The organism is Streptomyces sp. T028 (genome assembly GCF_048159505.1).
Classification (GTDB): domain Bacteria; phylum Actinomycetota; class Actinomycetes; order Streptomycetales; family Streptomycetaceae; genus Streptomyces.
On sequence record NZ_JBLRVZ010000042.1, the window covers coordinates 16,457 to 34,854 of the forward strand.

Consider the following 18,398-nt stretch of genomic DNA (forward strand, 5'->3'; position numbering starts at 1 on the left):
GAGCCCGCGGAATGGGTGGGTGTGGCTTGCCTGGCCCGATGCCGGGCCTGCGACGTCCCCGGTGTCATTCATGCTGTCTCATGTCGTTTCAGTTCCCGCCGGTGCCGCTCCGCCAGCCCCGAGAACGCCGGCTCGTCGACCTCGCCCAGCCCGCTCACGCCCAGCTCCTCCAGCCGCGTGTCCGCACTCATCACGTCATCCTTCCGCCTCGACGTGTCTCGTCGTAGGTGTGACGGGTGCGGGCGCGAAAAGTCATCACCAGGGTCCCTGCACGTTCATGGCCGGGGTCGAGTCGGCGCCAGAGATCACTCGCGTCGGCTTCGACTGGGCGCTGCGCCACGCCTGCCTGTCGAGCTGCTTCGCGGTCTGCATCCCGATCGCGGCACCTGACAGCGTGAACTCAAGCGCGCACCGGCCCGTGTCCAGCGGACTCTCGGGATCAGCCTCATCCCCCGGGCCCTCGCGGGGCCGGCGAATATCGGCGGTCGTCGCACAACCCTTGGCTCCAAGGCTCGCATGGTCAACACTCGGCCCATGACGCAGCGTGTTGAACTCGCCACGGTGATGGACCGGCTCGCCGTCGACAGCCTGGTCACCGACTACGCGGTGGCCGTGGACGACGGCGACTGGGTGGCGTACCGGGAACTGTTCACGCCGGACGGGCGGGCGGACTACCGCTCGGCCGGAGGGATCGAGGGGGACGCCGGGAGCGTCGCCGCCTGGCTCGCGGAGAATCTGCGCGTGTTCTCGATGCGGCAGCATCTCATCGTCAACCGGAGGGTGCGGTTCGGGGTCCTGGAGCAGGACACCGGGGACACCGCCCGGGTCCTCGCCGACTACGTCAACCCGATGCGGCTGGCGGGCAACGGGGACGCGACCGGCGCACCGGACTTCGTCTGCGGGGGCCGCTACGCCTTCGGGCTGCTGCGTACGTACGACGGCTGGCGGTTGCGCGAGGTGGTCGTCGAGGAGAAGTGGCGGCGCCTGCCCGGGTGAGAGCCCGGGGTGTGCCATGCCCATGTCCTCTCCCCTCTCTCCCCTTCTCTCCCCTCCGCACAGCCTCCCCCACGTGCCCGAAAGCGCCCTGTCGGAGATCGTCCGTCGCGGCGCACACTGGAGGCACCACCGGGAAGGAGGTGCCGAATGAAAGCGTCCGGCCACTGGCTCGCCTCCCACCGGCTCGCCTCCCGCTGGCTCACCTCGCCCAAGCGGCGCTGCGCCGTCGCGGCCGGGGCGGGTGCCCTGCCGGTGCTGGCCTTCCCGGCACCCGCCCTGTGGTGGTGGGCGTACGTCGCGCTCGTCCCCTGGATGCTGCTCGCCCGTTCCGCGCCGACCGGACGGCGCGCGGCCTGGGACGGCTGGTGCGGGGGGTTCGGTTTCATGCTGGCGATGCATCACTGGCTGCTTCCGAGCCTGCATGTGTTCACGCTTGTGATCGCCGCGTTGCTCGGTGCCCTGTGGGCGCCCTGGGGCCTGCTGGTCCGCCGTTTCCTCGCCCCGGGCGCAACGGGCACACCGACCCGGGGACGGATCCTCGGTGCCCTGCTCGTCCTGCCCTCCGCGTGGCTGGTCGTCGAACTGGTGCGTTCCTGGCAGGGGTTGGGCGGGCCCTGGGGCATGCTCGGCGCCAGTCAGTGGCAGGTGGAGCCCGCGTTGCGGCTCGCCTCCGTGGGTGGGGTGTGGCTGCTGAGCTTCCTGGTGGTGGCGGTGAATGTGGCCGTCACCGTGATCGTCTCGGTGCCCGGCTCCCGGACGCCGGCCCTCGCCGGGCTCGTCGCGACCGCGGCCACCGCCTCGGCGGCGTGGGTGTGGTCGCCGCGCCCCGATGTCGAGGGAACGGCGCGGATCGCCGTCGTACAGCCCGGTGTCGTCGCGGGGCCCGAGCGCCGGTTCGACGTCGAGGAGCAGCTCACCCGGCGGCTGATCGGGCAGGACGTCGATCTGATCGTCTGGGGGGAGAGCAGTGTCGGGTACGACCTCGGGGAGCGTCCCGAACTGGCCACGCGGATAGCGGGGTTGTCGCGGGCCACGGGCGCCGACATCCTCGTCAACGTCGACGCACGCCGCTCGGACCGGCCCGGCATCTACAAGAGTTCGATCCTCGTCGGTCCGGACGGCCCGACCGGCGACCGGTACGACAAGATGCGGCTGGTGCCCTTCGGGGAGTACATACCGGCCCGTTCGCTGCTCGGCTGGGCGACCTCGGTCGGCAAGGCGGCCGGTGAGGACCGGCGGCGGGGCACCGAGCAGGTGGTGATGCACGTCGGGCCTGGGCTGCGGATCGGGCCGATGGTCTGCTTCGAGACCGCGTTCCCCGACATGAGCCGCCATCTCACGGACGACGGCGCGGACCTCCTCGTCGCGCAGTCCTCGACGTCCACCTTCCAGCAGAGCTGGGCGCCCGCGCAGCACGCCTCCCTGGCCGCGCTGCGCGCCGCCGAGACGGGACGGTCGTTCCTGCACTCCACACTGACCGGGGACTCCGCCGTGTACGACGCGAGCGGCCGGCGCATCGGCTCCTGGCTGGGCACGGGGGCGAGCACCGCGGCCGTCTACGACGTCCCGCTCGCCGACGGCGTCACCCCGTACGTCCGCTACGGCGACTGGCCGGTCCACGGGGCGCTGCTGGTGCTGGTGGCCCTGGGACTGACGGAGGGGGCGCGGGCGATCAGGCTGCGCCGGAGCGCTCCCGCACCGCTCGGACCACCCGCTCGCACAGCTCATGGGTCGCCAGCGCGTCCCGGGCGCTGAGCACCTTGCCCGCCCGCACCGCGTCCAGGAAGGCCAGCACCGCCTGCTCTATGCCGCGCTGCCGGGCCACCGGCACCCAGTCGCCGCGGCGCCGCACGGTCGGCTGGCCCTTGTGGTCGATCACCTCGGCGAGGTTGACGACCTGACGCTTGGTGTCCTGCCCGGAGACCTCCAGGATCTCCTCGTTCGAGCCGCTGAGCCGGTTCATCACGCCGAGCGCGGTGAAGCCGTGTCCGGAGAGCTGGAGCACCACGTGGTGCAGCAGCCCGTCCTCGACCCGGGCGCGCACGGTGACGTCGTCCACCGGGGCCGGGGCCAGGAAGCGCAGGGTGTCGACGACGTGGATGAAGTCGTCGAGGATCATCGTGCGCGGTTCCTCGGGCAGCCCGACCCGGTTCTTCTGCATGAGGATCAGGTCGCGCGGGTGGTCGGCGCACTGCGCGTAGCCGGGCGCGAAGCGGCGGTTGAAGCCGACGGCCAGCGACACACCCCCGGCCTCGGCGAGTCGCACCAGCCGCTCCGAGTCGGCGAGCCGGTACGCGAGCGGCTTGTCGACGTACGTCGGGACGCCCGCCTCCAGCAGCCGGGCGACGATCTCGGGGTGGGCGCCGGTGGGCGCGTGCACGAAGGCCGCGTCGAGGCCTGCGGCGAGCAGCGCGTCGAGGTCGCGGTGGCGCCGGTCGGCGGGCAGCCGGTAGGTCTCGGCGACCCGTTCGAGCGTGGCGGGCGTACGCGTCTGCAGGTGGAGCTCGATCCCGGGCAGCGCGCCGAGCACCGGCAGATACGCCTTCTGCGCGATGTCACCGAGTCCGATGCAGCCGACCTTCACGGGCGCTCCCTCACCTCGAACCGCGTGCCTCCACCGCAGCATACGGGGGCTGCGGCGGCCGCCAGTCGGCGATCCCGTCGAAGCTGCGCAGGAACAGCGCGGGTCCTATCGCCGACAGCGCGGCGATCAGAGCGTTCCGTACGGCGACGACGACCGGGTTGGTGGCGAGGACGAGGTTCGCCGTGCGCACCGCCTTGCGTGCGACGGCGGTCGTCCGGGGCAGCCGGGCCGCCGTGTAGGCGGGGAGGTCGGTGCCGATGGGGGTCCCCCCGCTCGAGCGAAGTCGAGAGTGGGGGAGAGCGAGGACGATGGCGTCCTCGACGGCCTGGTTGCCGCCCTGGCCGAGGGTGGGGGGCATGGCGTGCGCGGCGTCGCCGAGGAGGGCGACCCGGCCTCGGTGGAGGGCGGGCAGGGGCGTGGCGAGGTGGTGCACGTCGTGGCGCAGGACATCCTCGGGGCGGATCGCGGCCAGGATCTCCGGGACGGGGCGGTGCCAGTCGCCGTAGCGGCGCAGGAGTTCGGCGCGCTCGTCGGGGGCGCGTTCGCCGGCGGGCGCGAGGGCGGCGGCGTACGCGTACACCCGGCCGTCCTTGAGCGGGTGCGTGCCCCAGATACGACCTCTCCCCCAGGTCTCGTGCGAGGCGAACTCCACGCCGGGCAGCGGGATCACGACCCGCCAGGTGGTGAAGCCGGAGTAGACCGGGCCCGGGTGGTCCGGGAAGAGGCTGCGGCGTACGGCGGAGTGGATGCCGTCGGCCCCGACCACGAGGTCGGCCTCCAGTTCGCCGCCGGGGACGCTCACACGGGCCGGGCGGCCGGCGTCGCCCGGGTCGGCGAGGGTGGCGGGCGTGCCGGTGCGTACGGCGTCCCGGGGGAGCCGTGCGGCGAGGGTGGCGACGAGGGTCGCGCGGTGCAGCAGGACCAGCGGTCCGCCGAAGCGGGCGGCGACCGCGTCCGCGTCGGTCCGCGACAGCCAGCGGCCGCGCGGGGTGCGCAGCCCTCCGTCGCCCTGCCAGGCCGCGAGGTCGCGGATCTCGTCGCCGACACCGATGACGTCCAGGGCGCGCAGGGAGTTGGGGGCCAGCGAGATGGCCGCGCCGACGGGGGCGAGCGAGGCGGCCCGCTCCAGGACCGTGACCTGCCAGCCGCTCTGGTGCAGGGCCACGGCGGCGGTGAGACCGCCGATTCCGCCGCCCACCACGACCGCCGAGCGTGACTCCGCCATGACGCACTCCTCACTACAGCTGTAGTAATCCGTACGCGGCCGACGATACTACGGCTGTAGTCCGGAGGGTAGGTTGGGCTCCATGTCCGTACGCACCACCGCGCCCGCCGCCCCCGGCCCCTCCCGCGCCGAGCTCGTCGCCGACACCGCCCTCGCCCTGCTCGCCGAGCGCGGGATGCGCGGGCTGACCCACCGGGCGGTCGACGAGGCCGCGGGGCTGCCGCAGGGCTCGACCTCCAATCTGGCCCGGACGCGCGAGGCCCTCCTCGGCCTCGCCGTGCGGCGGCTCGCCGAGCGGGAGGGGCGGGTGCTGGGGCTGGACGAGATGCCGGACCCGGCCGACGGCCTGGACGGGCTGGCCGCCGCCCTGGCCCTGGCGGTGCACCGCTCGCTGACCGGCCACCGCGCACTGCTCGTCGCCCGCTACGAACTCGCCCTGGAGGCGACCCGGCGCCCCGGCCTGCGCGCGTTCTACGACACGACGGGCGCCGTCTTCCGCGACCGGCTGACGGCACTGGCGGCGGCGTTCGGCTCGCCCGACCCGGCCCGGCACGCGTTGTCACTCGTGGCCTGGGCGGACGGGCTGATGTTCTCCTGCGTGGCCGGCTCCTACAGCGCCCGGCCACCCGGGCTGGACGAGGTGCGCGCGGGGGTGCGGGAGCTGCTGGGCGGGATGCTGGGCGCCGCTGCGAACCCGGATCGGTGAGCCGCTGAGAACCTCGGTCGCGCGCGGACGCGAAAACCCTTGGTCGCGGGCGGACCCGGTGGGCGATCATGCCGGGATGACGACGCAACGCACCGAGCCCGCCCAGAACGCCGACGAACGCGCCATGCTGGAAGGCTGGTTGGAGTACCACCGCCAGACACTCGAGTGGAAGTGCGAGGGTCTCACCGACGCCCAGCTCCGCACCGCGGCGGTGCCGCCCTCCGAGCTGTCGCTGCTGGGTCTGGTGCGGCACATGGCGGACGTTGAGCGCGGCTGGTTCCGCAGGGTGCTCGCAGGTGAGGACCCCGGCCCGATCTACTACAGCGAGGCCGAACCCGACGGCGAGTTCCACCTCACCGAGGAGGACACCTGGGAGGAGGGGTACGCCACCTGGCAGGCCGAGATCGCGGCGGCCCGGCGGTACGCGGCCGACTTCGCCCTCGACGACCTCTCCCGCGGCACCAGCAGGTTCACGAACGAGCCGTTCAACCTGCGCTGGATCTACACGCACATGATCGAGGAGTACGCGCGTCACAACGGCCACGCCGACCTGCTGCGCGAGCGGATCGACGGCGCGACCGGCGAGTGACGTCAGCACCGGCGGGCCCGAGCCCTCCCTGAGGGGGACGACATCACCCTTGCGGGGCATACGGCGCTCGTCCGACGTCACGTGCGCGGCCGGAACCACCAGAGTTGCGCGGGTGCATCGAACGACGACGACAACCGCGGCGCTCCTGGTGATGGCCTTCTCGACCCTCTCCGGCTGCGTCACCGTCCAGCGCCCTCCCGTGCCCGGCCCGCCCGCCACCGTGCCGTCCCCGCCGTCGGCACCCCGTGCCGAGGGGCAGGCGGAGACACAGGTCGTGCAGGCCCCGGCTCGCGAGGCGCTGGAGATGGTCGGACCGGACCGGGAGCGGGCGGCCACGACCCTCCGGCAACGGCAGCGGGCGGCCCCCTCCGCCGGCCCGGACGGACGCCCGCCGACGTCCCACTCCCAGCCGCAGCACCCGCGCCCCCACCCCAGGTCGGCCCATCCTGACCCGCGCAGGCGCCCACAGCCGCACGTCGACGTCCCGGACGTGGAGCGGGAGATCCGCCGGAACACCGATGTGTGCGCGCTCGGCAGAAAGTACGGCGGCTGGCGAGGCGACAGCCCGGAGGCGGTGGCCTGCCGGCAGGTGTACGGCCGCCGGTAGGTCCCGAGTGCCGCCAGGCCTCGGCTCCGGCAGGCTCTGAACGGCGGGCTCTGAGCGGGGGCTCCGAACGGGGGGCTCTGCCGGCGCAACCGGCCCTAGAGGGAAGCGGGGCCCCAGTCCTCCGCGCCGCCCTCGCCCAGCCGTAGCTCCATCCGGCTGATCGCCGCCCGTACCCCGTCGCCGTAGCTGTCGTCCCCCAGTGCGCCGGCCGCTCCGCGTGCCTTGCGGACGTGGGTGCGGGCGGCCTCGGCGCGGCCGAGTCGGACGTAGTCCGCCGCCAGGTTCAGATGGAGCGAGGGGAACAGGGCCCGTACGGCGGGCGATTCCTCGTGCTCCTCGGCGGCGGTCAGCGCCCGCAGGTCCCAGGCCAGCTCGTCGAACGGGTCGTCCTGCGTGTCGGCCAGATAGTGCGCCAGGGTACAGCGGTGCAGTGGATCGCCGTCCTCACCGAGCTCGGTCCACAGGTCGAGGAGTCTGCGGCGGGCCTCCTCGCGGTCTCCCCCGTGATGGAGCATCACGACCTGCCCGATCCGCGTCAGCACGGCGTCGGGCGCCGCCTGTTCCTGTCGCTCCGCCACCGCGTCCTCCTAGGCGTCCTCGCGACGACGCCGCGTCCCTGGGACCGCACCGCGTCCTTGGCACGACGCTAACGGCAGCGGGCGGCGATCCCCGTCAGGCGGCACCGGGCCGGTCCCCGGAGGAACCGGCCCGGCGGCAAGGGCTCAGTCGGCGAGGTTCGGGATCGCCCAGTCGACCGGGGTGTGGCCCTGCTGGGCGATCGCCTCGTTGATCTGCGTGAACGGGCGGGAGCCGAAGAACTTCTTCGCCGAGAGCGGGGAGGGGTGCGCGCCCTTGACCACGATGTGCCGGGACTCGTCGATCAGCGGGAGCTTCTTCTGCGCGTAGTTGCCCCACAGGACGAAGACCGCCGGGTCGGGCCGGTCAGCCACGGCGCGGATGACCGCGTCCGTGAACTTCTCCCAGCCCTTGCCCTTGTGCGAGTTCGCCTCGCCGGAGCGGACGGTGAGGACCGCGTTGAGCAGCAGGACGCCCTGCTGCGCCCACGGCATCAGATAGCCGTTGTCCGGGACGGGCGTGCCCAGTTCCTCGTGCATCTCCTTGTAGATGTTGCGCAGGGACGGGGGGATCTTCACGCCCGGCCGCACCGAGAAGCACAGGCCGTGACCCTGGCCCTCGCCGTGGTACGGGTCCTGGCCGAGGACGAGGACCTTCACCTGGTCGTACGGTGTCGCGTCGAGCGCGGCGAAGACCTCCTCGCGCGGAGGGTAGACGGGACCCTTCCCTCGCTCCTCCTCGACGAACTCGGTCAGCTCCTTGAAGTAGGGCTGCTGCAGCTCGTCGCCCAGGACCCCGCGCCAGGACTCGGGCAGCATGGCGGTGTCGGTCACGTCAACGTCCTTATGTCGTGCGGTCACTTCAGGCTTCAGAACCTACAGGCGACCACTGACACTCCGCCGCTACCAGCTGGTCTTCCGGTACAGCTCCCACATCGTCATCATGGTCGCCGGGTCGATGACCTTCTCGAGACCGGAGATCTCCTCGTCCGAAGCCACGTACTGCTTGCCCTGCCACAGCGGCAGCAGCCGTGCGTCGTCCACGAAGATCTGCTGAGCGTCCTCGATCTGCTGCGACACCGCCCCGCGGTCGCTCTCCGCGCGCGACTCCGGCAGCAGCTCACCGGTGATCTTGGGGGACTCGTACGGGGTCCCGAGCGCGTTCTGCTCGCCCACGAAGGGGGCGATGAAGTTGTCCGCGTCGTTGAAGTCGGGGAACCAACCGCGCCCGAACACCGGGTACTCGCCGTCCTGGTAGCCCTTGACGTAGGTCTTCCACGGGCGGCTCTTGAGGGTGATCGTGAAGAGGCCGGAGGCCTCCAGCTGCCGCTTCAGCTCCTCGAAGGCGGGCTTGGTCGTCGAGCCGTAGCGGTCGGTGGTGTACCAGAGGGTCAGCGGGACGCGCTCGGTGATCCCCGCTGCCGTGAGGAGCTTCTTGGCCTTGGTCACACTGGGGTTTCCGAAGTCGTCGAAGAAGCCCGTGGTGTGGCCGGTGAGTCCGGCCGGGACCATCGAGTACAGCGGCTCGACGGTGTCCTTGTAGACGTTGTGCACGAGCCGCGAGCGGTCGACGATCTGGGCGATGGCCTTGCGGACCGCGGGCTTCGCGGCCCACGGGTCGCTGGGGTTGAACACCAGGTAACTGATCTCGGTCGTGGGGTTCTCCACGAGCTGGAGCCCCATTTCCTTCTGGTTGGTCTCGATGTCCACGATGTCCGAGGCGCCGAGACCGCGGTAGACGACCGTGATCTCCTTGTTCTTGAGGGCCTTGACCAGTTCGTCCGACTGCTGGAAATAGCGGATGGTGACGGCGTCGTTCTTGCGGTCCGCTATGCCCTTGTAGCTGCCGTTGCGGACGAGTTCGGCCTTCTCGCCGTCCTCGTAGGAGTCAAGGGTGTAGGGCCCCGAGCCGGTGATCTTCCCGTCCTTGCGGAGCGCGCTCGCGGGGTACTCCTCGGGGTCCACGATCGACATGGCGGGTGTGGTGAGCACCAGGGGGAAGGTGGCGTCGGGCTGGCTGAGCTGGAAGACGACCTCGCGGTCGCCCTTCGTCCGCACGCTGGAGAGAGTTCCCAGCAGGCCCGCGGGGCCACCGTTGACGTTGATCTTCTTGATCCGGTCGAACGAATACTTGACGGCCTTGGCGTCCAGCGTGTGCCCGTTGGAGAACTTCAGACCCTCGCGCAGCGTGCAGCTGTACACGGTGCTCTTCGTGTCCGTGAACTCACAGCTCTCGGCGGCGTCGGGTTCGGGGGTGGTTCCACCGGGGTTGTAGTTCAGGAGCGTCTGGTAGACGTTGCGGAACAGCTCCCAGGAGCTGTCCCAGGAGGCCGCGGGGTCCAGCGTGGACGGGGCACTGGTGGTGCCCACGACGATCGGTCCCTCGCCCTCGGAGCTCTCGCCTCCCAGAAGACCGCATCCGCTCACCAGGGATATGGACGCGACCACCGCCACATGCTGCAACGATCGGTTCCGGTAGAACACGCACACGCTCCTCGTAAAAGCCATGCCAAGAGTGGCCAGACCATACCGCAGGCCAGAACAGGTACAACGGGTGAGGGGAAAGCGTTATTGATCAGCGAGAAATCGTGACGACGTTGTCATGTGCGTCTGCGATGTCCGGAGTCGACACGGGCGCCGGTTCCGTCAAGGAACCGGCGCCCGTAGCGGTGTCCGGATGAGACTCAGCCCACACCGGCGTTGAGCAGGATGCCGCCGTCGACGACGAGCGTCTGACCGGTGATCCAGTCCGACTGCTCGGAGGTGAGGAAGGCGGCGGTGCCGCCGATGTCGGAGGGCACGCCGAGCCGGCCCAGCGGGTAGCCGGCGGCCGCCTCCGCCTCCCGGCCCTCGTACAGGGCCTGGGCGAACTTGGTCTTCACGACGGCCGGGGCGATCGCGTTGACCCGTACGCGGGGCGCGAACTCGTGCGCCAGCTGCTGGGTCAGGTTGATCATCGCGGCCTTGCTGATGCCGTACGCGCCGATGAAGGGCGAGGCGGACAGGCCCGCGAGGGAGGCGATGTTGACGATCGCGCCGCCGTTGTCCTTCTGCCAGGCGTGCCAGGTCTTCTGGGCGAAGCCGAGGGCGGAGACGACGTTGGTCTCGAAGACCTTGCGCGCCACGTCGAGGTCGAGATCGGCGATCGGCCCGAACACCGGGTTGGTGCCCGCGTTGTTGACGAGGTAGTCGACGCGGCCGAAGGCCTCCATCGTGGCCTCGACGGCGGCCGTCTGGTGGTCGAGGTCGTGCGCCTTGCCGGCCACGCCGATGACCCGGTCGGCGCCGAGCTGCTCGACGGCCTCCTTCAGCGCGTCCTCGTTGCGCCCGGTGATGCAGACCCGGTCGCCGCGGGCGACGAGGGCCTCGGCGACGCCGTAGCCGATGCCTCGGCTCGCGCCCGTGATCAGCGCGACCTTGCCGGAGAGTTCCACGGTCATGGTTCCTGGTCCCTAGTCGAGCGGTCCGCCGGCGACGTACAGCACCTGGCCGGAGACGAAGCCGGCGGCCTCGTTCGTGAAGAAGGCGATCGCGTTGGCGATGTCGCCGGGCTCGCCGACGCGGGCCACGGGGATCTGGGTGGCGGCGGCGGCCTTGAACTCCTCGAAGCCCATGCCGACCCGGGCGGCGGTCGCGGCGGTCATGTCGGTGGCGATGAAGCCGGGGGCGACGGCGTTGGCGGTGATGCCGAACTTGCCGAGCTCGATGGCGAGGGTCTTGGTGAAGCCCTGCAGACCGGCCTTGGCGGCGGAGTAGTTGGCCTGGCCGCGGTTGCCGAGCGCCGAGGACGAGGACAGGTTGACGACACGGCCGAAGCCCGCGTCGACCATGTGCTTCTGAACGGCCTTGGTCATCAGGAACGAGCCGCGCAGGTGCACGTTCAGGACGGTGTCCCAGTCGGAGGCGCTCATCTTGAACAGCAGGTTGTCGCGGAGCACGCCCGCGTTGTTGACGAGGATCGTCGGGGCGCCGAGTTCCGCGACGACACGGGCGATCGCCGCCTCGACCTGGGCCTCGTCGGAGACGTCGGCACCGATCGCGACGGCCTTGCCGCCGGCCGCGGTGATCTTCTCCACGGTGTCCTTGCAGGCGGCCTCGTCGAGGTCGATCACGGCGACCGCGCGGCCCTCGGCGGCCAGCCGTACGGCGGTGGCGGCTCCGATGCCGCGCGCCGCGCCGGTGACTACGGCGACCCGCTGCTCAGTGGTGGACATTGCTGTTTCTCCTCGCCCTTGAGAAAGCCCGAGCCCTTGAGAAGGCCGGAGTGATGAGGCCTGACTGCGGCCGGTGAGGGCCGGCCGCCCGAGTGGTGAGCGACCGCTTAGTACCTTCGGTAGACGTGACGCTAGAAGCCCTGGCACCCGGTGTCAACGCCACACGGCGCCGGTGTGATCCATTACCTCACCAGGAGTTCCAGCAACCGCCCCGTCTCGGCCACCGGATCCAGGGTGAGCCCGGTGTGCACCGGCCCCGGCTGCACCATCGCGGAGCGCGGCGCGACCAGCCAGCGGAACCGGCGCCCGGCATCGTCGCCCGCGGCCCGACCGGCCCCGGCGCCACCGCCGCACACCCCCTCGACGGCCGCCAGCGCCGCCCTGATCCCGGCCACGTCGGCGTCCGGGTCCAGGGCGAGCAGCCGCGCCTCGTCGAGATGGGTGCGGGCGCCGACGTAGCCCTGCGCCCGGCAGTAGACGAGTACGCCCGCGTTGATGCACTCGCCGCGCTCGACCCTCGGTACGACGCGCAGCAGGGCGTACTCGAAGACGTCCCGGTCGCCGCCCTGGCCGGTCCGGGTGATGTGGCGCTCGGTGAGATGGCCGGCCATGTGGATGTACGTCTCGCTCACTTGCCCTCCTCGATGCCGGTGATGCGGTCGGCGATGACGGCCGCCCGGGCGAGCAGCGGCCGGGCGTAGGCCCGCCGCAGGTCGTCCGGGGTGCCGAAGCCGGGTTCGTCCGTGAGCCAGACGTCGGGGATCTCGGCGGTGACCTCGGCGAGCAGATCGGCGGTGACCAGCGGGGCGAGCCGTTCGGCCGCGCGGGCGATGTCCGGGGCGAAGGAGCCCAGGGCGTGGTCGGAGGCGTCGTAGGGGCGGGCCGCGGAGGTCTCGGCGCCGGGCCAGTTGTGATGCCAGATCATGGTGGCGCCGTGGTCGATGAGCCACAGGTCGCCCTGCCAGCGCAGCAGGTTGGGGTTGCGCCAGGAGCGGTCGACGTTGTTCACGAGCGCGTCGAACCAGACGATCTCGCCGGCCTCCTCGGGGCTCACCGGGAAGGCGAGCGGGTCGTAGCCGAGGGCGCCGGAGAGGAAGTCCATGCCGAGGTTGGTGCCGCCGCTGGCCCTGAGCAGCTCCTGCACCTGCGGGTCGGGTTCGCCGAGGCCCAGCACGGGGTCGAGGCCGATGGCCACCAGGCGGGGCATCCGGAAGCCGAGCCGGCGGGCGAGTTCGCCGCAGACGACCTCCGCGACGAGCGTCTTGCGCCCCTGTCCGGCGCCGGTGAACTTCATGACGTATGTTCCGAAGTCGTCGGCTTCGACGAGCCCCGGCAGCGAGCCGCCCTCACGCAACGCCGTGATGTAGCGGGTGGCGGTGACTTCCTTGAGCACTTTCCCAGGCTCCCTGACCCTCTAGCCTTACAATCCACAATCAACTTGAGGCACGCATACACCGGGGAGCCGGCCGGAATCAGCCCCGGGGAGACGCTGGGGGTTTCGACCGGCAGGCCGATCTCCCTGGTTCCCCAGCAGTCCATCGAGCGCAGCACGCGCCTTGCTCCCGGCCTCCGGCATGAAGTGAGCATAGTAACCGAGCGTGACAGCCGGTGAGGAGTGTCCGAGGCCGCCGCCGAGGGCGAAGTGGGCCATGGCGATGAAGCGGGCGTCGCCGTCTGCGCCCGCCCTGCGGTAGCGGAGCGCGTGCGCGGCACCTTGGTCGGGATCGAAAATCCCTTGGAGACGGACGTGTTGGTCATGCCAAGCTGTCACCCGTCGAAGGGGCGTAGCTCAGAGGCCAGAGCGCCGGTCTCCAAAACCGGATGCCGCAGGTTCGACTCCTGCCGCCCCTGCCAGTGATCACGGCTCCCAGGTCGTCACGTGAACCGGGAGCGCCGTTGTGCGGTGAACTGATGTGTACCGGAGCCGACTTGGTACACCGCGCAGCCGTCCTCCTGGCGCAGGAACGTCCCGTGGGTGCGGCTGACGGCCTGCGCTCCGGACGCGGGGATCCACACCTCGGCGGTCGTGTTGGGCGGCACCGTGCAGGTCAGGCTGAAGTGGCCGGCCTTCTGCCGCCACCGGGTGGCGACCGGGCCGTACACCGAGGTGAAGGAAGTGCGCGCGGAGGTGACGGTTCCGCCCGGACGGGGGCGGACGACGATCTCGCGGTAGCCGGGCCGACCCGGGGAGATGCCGGCGATGTTCGTGTACATCCATTCCCCCACCGAGCCGTAGGCGTAGTGGTTGAAGGAGTTCATGCCCGCGTCCTGGAAGCTGCCGTCGGGCCGGATGGAGTCCCAGCGTTCCCACATCGTGGTGGCGCCCCGGTCGATCTGGTAGCCCCAGCTGGGGTAGGAGCGCTGCTGCAGCAGACGGTAGGCCACGTCGGTGTGTCCGGTGTCGGTCAGGACGGGCAGCAGCCGCGGTGTGCCGAGGAAGCCCGTCGACAGATGCCAGTCCCTGGCCTCGATCAGGGCGACGAGCCGGTCGGCCGCGGGCTTCCGTAAAGCGTCCGGCAGCAGGTTCATGGACAGCGCGAGGACGTATGCGGTCTGTGTGTCGCCCTTCACCTTGGCGTCGGAGGTGACGTAGGCGTTCTGGAAGGCCGTGCGGATCCGTGCGAAGAGATCGCGGTACGGGGCGGCGTCCTTGCCGAGCACCTCCGCCATCCGGGCCGCGAGGTCGGTGCTGTGTGCGAAGTACGCGGTGGCGATGACGTCCTTGGGGGTGTCGTCGGCGACGTTCAGCCAGTCGCCGTACCCCTCGGCGGGGCGCAGCAGACTCTTGCTGCCCTTCTCCAGGTAGGCCAGCCAAGCCTGCACGGACGGCCAGGCGTCCTCAAAGACCCGCCGGTCGCCGTACGCCTGGTAGAGCGCCCAGGGGACGGTGACACCCGCGTCACCCCAGCCGGCGGCGCCGTTGCCGACGTTGCCGAGCACCGGGGCCGTGTCCGTGAACGAGCCCGCCGCGGTCTGGGAGTCCCGCATGTCGACGAGCCACTTGGAGAGGAAGCGGGCCGACTCCATGGTGCGGGCGGCGGTGGGTGCGAAGACGTTGATGTCTCCGGCCCAGCCGAGGCGCTCGTCGCGCGCGGGCGTGTCGGTCGGTATGGAGAGGAAGTTGCCGCGCTGCCCCCAGGTGATGTTGTGGTGCAGCTGGTTGAGCAACGGTACGTCGGTCTCGAAGTCGAGGGTGAACGGGGCGGACGTGTGCATGACCCGCCCGGTGACGGCCTTCGCCGAGGGGGCGCGTGTGCCGGGGAAGCCGGTCACCTCGACGTAGCGGAACCCGTGGAAGGTGAAGCGCGGCTCGTAGACCTCCTCGCCGTGCCCCTTGAGGGTGTACGTGTCCGTCGCCGCCGCGCTCCGCAGGTTCGCGGTGTAGACGGTGCCGTCGGGGTTGAGCACCTCGGCGTGTCTGAGCCGGACGGTCGTCCCCGCCTCGCCCGACACCCGCAGCCGTACCGAGCCGACCATGTTCTGGCCGAGGTCGAACACGTGGACGCCGGGCCTGGGCTGGGTCACCGTCTTCGGCGTCAGCTCCTGCTCCACCCGGACCGGGCCGTCCACCTGCGCGACGATGTGGTCCGGGCCGACGTCGCCCGCGGCGCGTACGCCGGGCCAGCTCCCGTCGTCGAAGCCGGGTGAGGTCCAGCCGGGGGTCTCCTTGCGGGCGTCGTACGTCTCGCCGTTGAGGAGGTCGGCGGCGACGATCGGCCCGGACGCGGCCCGCCAGTCGGTGCCCGAGGTGATGCGCTCGCTCGTGCCGTCCGCGTACTCCACCTCCAACTGGGCCAGCAGCGCCGGGGTCCGACCGTACTGACCGGGCCCGAACGGGCCGACGTTGCCCGCGTACCAGCCGGGTGCCAGATACGCCCCGACGGCGTTGGCGCCGAGCCGCAGCAGGGCGGTGACGTCGTACGTCTGGTACTGGACGAGGGTGCGGTAGTCGGTCCAACCGGGGGCGAGCTGGTCGCGGCCCACGCGGCTGCCGTTGAGGTGGGGTTCGTACAGGCCGAGCGCCGTGGCGTACAGGCGCGCGCGGGAGATCTTCCGGCGCGGGAGCCGGAACTCGTGCCGCAGCTGGGTGGCGGCGTACGACACCGGGACGACCCTGCCCCACGGGCCGCCGCCCCACGCGGCCGCCACCTTCGCCGCGGGCCAGGCCCCGTCGTCGAAGCCGGGCCCGCGCCACCCGGCCGGGGGCTCCTGGTTCGTCGTCTTCCAGGAGCCGTCGGTGACGATCCGCTGTTCGCCGTCGGCGGTGCGGACCACGAGGACGGCGATGACGCCCGCCGGGCCCTGTGTCGCGTTGGTGGCGGAGAGGGCGACAACGTTGTCCCCGGAGCGTATCCAGTCCAGTACGTCGATCACGGCGGGGCGGCGCCAGTTCTCGTTGTCGTTCTCCAGGTCGGTGCGGGCCACCTCGACGCCGTTGACGGTGACGGCGTACACGTTGTCCACGGTGAGGGCGAGCGTCGCCGCCGTGATCCCGGCGGGCAGGTCCACGGTGCGGCGGAACCAGCGGGTGGCTGCCGGAACGCTGCTGGTCGCGTCCCCCTCGGGGAACCAGATCCAGGAACTGCCCTCGAACGAGGGCGCGTCCGTGAGACTCGCCGGAGCGGAGATCCAGTCGGCGGTCCACTGCCCGGCGTCCATGAGCCCGGTCTCCCACCACGAGGCCGCGCTCCACCCGGAGACCCGCCCGTTCCCGTCCCACACCCGCACGGACCAGAAGTAGCGGGTCCGCGGGGCGAGTTCGGGCCCGCCGTACGGCACGAGCACCGACTCGCCGGACGCGACCTTCCCGCTGTCCCAGATGTCCGGCCGGGTCAGCCCTGCCGCCGTGGTGGCGACCCGGACCTGATACGCGCTCTGCCGCACACCGGTCCCCTCGGAGACCAACGGCCAGCTCAGCCGGGGCCGTTGCGTGTCGAGCCCCAGCGGATGTCGAACGTACTCGACGGTGGGCTCCGCGACCCGCACCCCACTGCGCGCCGACGCGGACACCGGTGCGGCCGTCGCCGGTACGCCGTCGAGGGTCACCGCCGCTACGGTGGCTGCTGCTCCTGCGAGAACGTTCCTCCTGCTGATCACTACGACTCCTCACTCACACGGAAGGTTGAATCGATTCAAACGGGAGAGCCGTGGGTAACCTAAAGCCGGGCGAGTTTAGGGTCAATTACCGTGCAAGTGTTTCCTGTTGGGTCTGCGGCGTGATTGAACGGTTTCAATGGGGGACGGGTCCCGGAATCCGGGTCACGGCACCGCAGGATGTGGCCGTCGGCCGGGTGCCGGGGCGCCGGGCCGACGGCCGTGTCGGTTCAGGCGGCGCGGTAGCGCGTGGCCAGTTCGGTGCTCTGCGCTCCGAATGCGGCGAGGTCGGCCTGGAAGACGGCGTCGAGGAGGCCGGCGTCCTCCAGGCCCGGGGCGGAGACGGTCTCGCCCAGTTCCAGGCCGCGCAGGCTGGCGGTGACGACGTCGTCGGCCGTCATGCGGGGCACCCTGCTCATGTCGAGGCCCTGGCGCTCGTGGAACTCGGTGGCCACCACGCCCGGGACGAGGACCTGCACGTTGACGCCGGTGCCCTCGAGCTCGGCGCTGAGGGTCTGGGAGAAGGCGACGAGGTAGGCGAGGCTGCCGCCGTAGACGGCGCGGCGGGGCATCTGGGCGTGCGGGGCGGGGCCGCTGAAGGCGATCATGCCGGCCACGTTGATGATGGTGCCTTCGCCGCGTTCCTGACCGCACTGGTCGCCGACCTGCGAACAGCCACCGCCCGCTACCCGGCCGACCGGCGGCTGGGGCGCCTGATCGCCGAACTGCTCGTAGAAAGCGACTTGTTCGCGGAGCTGTGGGACACCGGCGTCGCCGGCCACCACGAGGCCGCCCGCAAGACGATCGACCACCCGCAGGTCGGCGCCCTCGTCCTCGACTGCGACATCCTCACCGTGGCCGGCAGCGACCTGCGCATCATGGTCTACACCGCCGAGCCCGGCACCGAAGACGCCGAGCACCTCGCACTGATCACCACCCTCGGCACCCAGACACTCGTGGGCTAGGCCGTGTTTTAGGTTCGGCTTCCTGTGCACGCTCTGCATGATGATGATCAAGATGTGACGGTGGCAGACGGTGTATGGACTGTTCCGGAGATGGCAGCGTCGGGGTGTGTGGGCCCGACTGCTGACGTTGTTGCAGGCGAGAGCTGATGCGGCCGGGCTGATCTTCTGGGAGGTCAATGTCGACTCCACCATCTGCCGGGCACACCAGCATGCTGCCGGTGCCCACCGCCGCAGTGCTGTGCAGAAGGAACCGGAACCGCCAGGCGGAGTCAGCACCGAACTTGAAGACCATGGACTGGGCAGGTCGCGAGGCGGGTTCACCACGAAGATTCATCTGGCGTGTGAGCAGGGCCAGAAGCCGTTGTCGCTGCTGATCACCGCCGGGCAGCGCGGCGACAGTCCGCAGTTCGAGCCGGTCCTGAACGCGATCGGGGTACCCTGGCCTGGTGTCGGTCGGCCGAGAAGCCGCCCGCTGCGGGTGCGAGGCGATAAGGCGTACTCTTCACGCGCTAATCGCGCCTACCTGCGCAGACGTGGCATCAGGTGCACGATTCCTGAGCCGGCCGATCAGGTCCGCAGGCGCCGCGGACGTGGCGGTGGCCGTCCGCCCTTCTTCGACCACGAGGACTACAAGGCCCGGCACGCGGTCGAATGCGGGATCAGCCGTCTCAAGCAGCACCGGGCCGTGGCGACCCGGTTCGACAAACTTGCGGTTCGGTTCGAGGCGACGGTTCAGGTCGCGGCGATTCATCAGTGGCTGTGAACCCTCAGCCTGCCGTCGTGCGGATGCCACAGCAGCAAAGGACGGCCCTGCGGTCACGATGGTGTCCCGCCACGTGCAAC

17 protein-coding genes, 1 tRNA gene and 2 pseudogenes are annotated in these 18,398 nt (G+C 71.0%); 8 read left to right on the forward strand and 12 right to left on the reverse strand.

The features are described from left to right. Positions 1-68: 68 nt before the first annotated feature. Complete coding sequence (locus ACLZN2_RS35845; protein ID WP_416983679.1) at positions 69-191, reverse strand: hypothetical protein; 123 nt, start codon at positions 189-191, stop codon at positions 69-71. Between the two features lie 343 nt (positions 192-534). On the opposite strand from ACLZN2_RS35845, the gene ACLZN2_RS35850 reads away from it, so the two are divergent. Together ACLZN2_RS35850 and lnt are read left to right on the forward strand one after the other, a co-directional pair. Continuing rightward, positions 535-996: a nuclear transport factor 2 family protein gene (locus ACLZN2_RS35850; RefSeq protein WP_416983681.1), complete on the forward strand. Its 462-nt coding sequence runs from the start codon at positions 535-537 to the stop codon at positions 994-996. Between the two features lie 147 nt (positions 997-1,143). Next, positions 1,144-2,751, forward strand: a complete 1,608-nt coding sequence (lnt, locus tag ACLZN2_RS35855) for an apolipoprotein N-acyltransferase (RefSeq protein ID WP_416983682.1) — start codon at positions 1,144-1,146, stop codon at positions 2,749-2,751. Here the strand turns inward: lnt and ACLZN2_RS35860 are convergent. Both ACLZN2_RS35860 and ACLZN2_RS35865 read right to left on the reverse strand, forming a co-directional pair. Then, positions 2,669-3,580 carry a Gfo/Idh/MocA family protein gene (locus tag ACLZN2_RS35860; RefSeq protein WP_416983683.1) on the reverse strand — a complete coding sequence of 304 codons (912 nt, stop codon included), beginning with the start codon at positions 3,578-3,580 and terminating at the stop codon, positions 2,669-2,671. The genes lnt and ACLZN2_RS35860 overlap by 83 nt on opposite strands. Before the next feature lie 10 nt (positions 3,581-3,590). Next, entirely contained in the window at positions 3,591-4,805 is a 1,215-nt protein-coding gene (locus tag ACLZN2_RS35865) for an FAD-dependent monooxygenase (protein ID WP_416983684.1), read from the reverse strand. Between the two features lie 82 nt (positions 4,806-4,887). On the opposite strand from ACLZN2_RS35865, the gene ACLZN2_RS35870 reads away from it, so the two are divergent. The 3 genes from ACLZN2_RS35870 (at position 4,888) to ACLZN2_RS35880 (ending at position 6,707) form a co-directional block, all read left to right on the forward strand. Next, the gene (locus tag ACLZN2_RS35870) at positions 4,888-5,511 is read left to right on the forward strand and encodes a TetR/AcrR family transcriptional regulator (protein WP_416983685.1); all 624 of its coding nucleotides are present in this window, start codon (positions 4,888-4,890) and stop codon (positions 5,509-5,511) included. A gap of 76 nt (positions 5,512-5,587) precedes the next feature. Next, positions 5,588-6,100, forward strand: coding sequence for a DinB family protein (locus ACLZN2_RS35875; RefSeq protein WP_416983687.1), 513 nt, complete (start codon positions 5,588-5,590; stop codon positions 6,098-6,100). Between the two features lie 112 nt (positions 6,101-6,212). Continuing rightward, on the forward strand, positions 6,213-6,707 hold the full coding sequence (locus ACLZN2_RS35880; RefSeq protein ID WP_416983689.1) for a hypothetical protein: 495 nt from the start codon (positions 6,213-6,215) through the stop codon (positions 6,705-6,707). 95 nt (positions 6,708-6,802) lie between these two features. On the opposite strand, the gene ACLZN2_RS35885 is transcribed toward ACLZN2_RS35880, so the two are convergent. The 7 genes from ACLZN2_RS35885 to ACLZN2_RS35915 all read right to left on the reverse strand — a co-directional run bounded on the left by ACLZN2_RS35885 (position 6,803) and on the right by ACLZN2_RS35915 (position 12,889). After that, positions 6,803-7,285, reverse strand: a complete 483-nt coding sequence (locus ACLZN2_RS35885; protein ID WP_416983690.1) for a hypothetical protein — start codon at positions 7,283-7,285, stop codon at positions 6,803-6,805. A gap of 144 nt (positions 7,286-7,429) precedes the next feature. Beyond that, positions 7,430-8,116, reverse strand: a complete 687-nt coding sequence (ung, locus tag ACLZN2_RS35890) for a uracil-DNA glycosylase (RefSeq protein ID WP_416983691.1) — start codon at positions 8,114-8,116, stop codon at positions 7,430-7,432. A gap of 69 nt (positions 8,117-8,185) precedes the next feature. Beyond that, positions 8,186-9,766 carry an ABC transporter substrate-binding protein gene (locus ACLZN2_RS35895; protein ID WP_416983692.1) on the reverse strand — a complete coding sequence of 527 codons (1,581 nt, stop codon included), beginning with the start codon at positions 9,764-9,766 and terminating at the stop codon, positions 8,186-8,188. A gap of 200 nt (positions 9,767-9,966) precedes the next feature. Continuing rightward, positions 9,967-10,722 carry an SDR family oxidoreductase gene (locus tag ACLZN2_RS35900; RefSeq protein ID WP_416983694.1) on the reverse strand — a complete coding sequence of 252 codons (756 nt, stop codon included), beginning with the start codon at positions 10,720-10,722 and terminating at the stop codon, positions 9,967-9,969. Positions 10,723-10,734: 12 nt separating this feature from the next. After that, positions 10,735-11,496, reverse strand: a complete 762-nt coding sequence (fabG, locus tag ACLZN2_RS35905; RefSeq protein ID WP_416983696.1) for a 3-oxoacyl-ACP reductase FabG — start codon at positions 11,494-11,496, stop codon at positions 10,735-10,737. A gap of 182 nt (positions 11,497-11,678) precedes the next feature. Then, a complete protein-coding gene (locus ACLZN2_RS35910) occupies positions 11,679-12,128 on the reverse strand; it encodes a DUF3037 domain-containing protein (RefSeq protein WP_416983697.1) in 450 nt (149 codons plus the stop codon). Then, positions 12,125-12,889 carry a HipA family kinase gene (locus tag ACLZN2_RS35915; RefSeq protein WP_416983699.1) on the reverse strand — a complete coding sequence of 255 codons (765 nt, stop codon included), beginning with the start codon at positions 12,887-12,889 and terminating at the stop codon, positions 12,125-12,127. The genes ACLZN2_RS35910 and ACLZN2_RS35915 overlap by 4 nt, the downstream gene beginning before the upstream one ends. 385 nt (positions 12,890-13,274) lie before the next feature. Between ACLZN2_RS35915 and ACLZN2_RS35920 the strand changes: the two genes are divergently transcribed. Further along, positions 13,275-13,350 (forward strand) — tRNA-Trp (locus ACLZN2_RS35920). Between the two features lie 21 nt (positions 13,351-13,371). On the opposite strand, the gene ACLZN2_RS35925 is transcribed toward ACLZN2_RS35920, so the two are convergent. After that, a complete protein-coding gene (locus ACLZN2_RS35925) occupies positions 13,372-16,593 on the reverse strand; it encodes an alpha-L-rhamnosidase (protein WP_416983700.1) in 3,222 nt (1,073 codons plus the stop codon). Between the two features lie 227 nt (positions 16,594-16,820). Beyond that, the gene (locus ACLZN2_RS35930; RefSeq protein ID WP_416983702.1) at positions 16,821-17,198 is read right to left on the reverse strand and encodes an SDR family NAD(P)-dependent oxidoreductase; all 378 of its coding nucleotides are present in this window, start codon (positions 17,196-17,198) and stop codon (positions 16,821-16,823) included. A gap of 33 nt (positions 17,199-17,231) precedes the next feature. Here ACLZN2_RS35930 and ACLZN2_RS35935 point away from each other — a divergent pair. Both ACLZN2_RS35935 and ACLZN2_RS35940 read left to right on the forward strand, forming a co-directional pair. Next, a pseudogene (locus ACLZN2_RS35935) lies at positions 17,232-17,555 on the forward strand (transcriptional regulator); the annotation flags it as partial. A gap of 61 nt (positions 17,556-17,616) precedes the next feature. Beyond that, positions 17,617-18,318 (forward strand): annotated as a pseudogene (locus ACLZN2_RS35940) (IS5 family transposase); the annotation flags it as partial. Positions 18,319-18,398 lie beyond the last annotated feature (80 nt).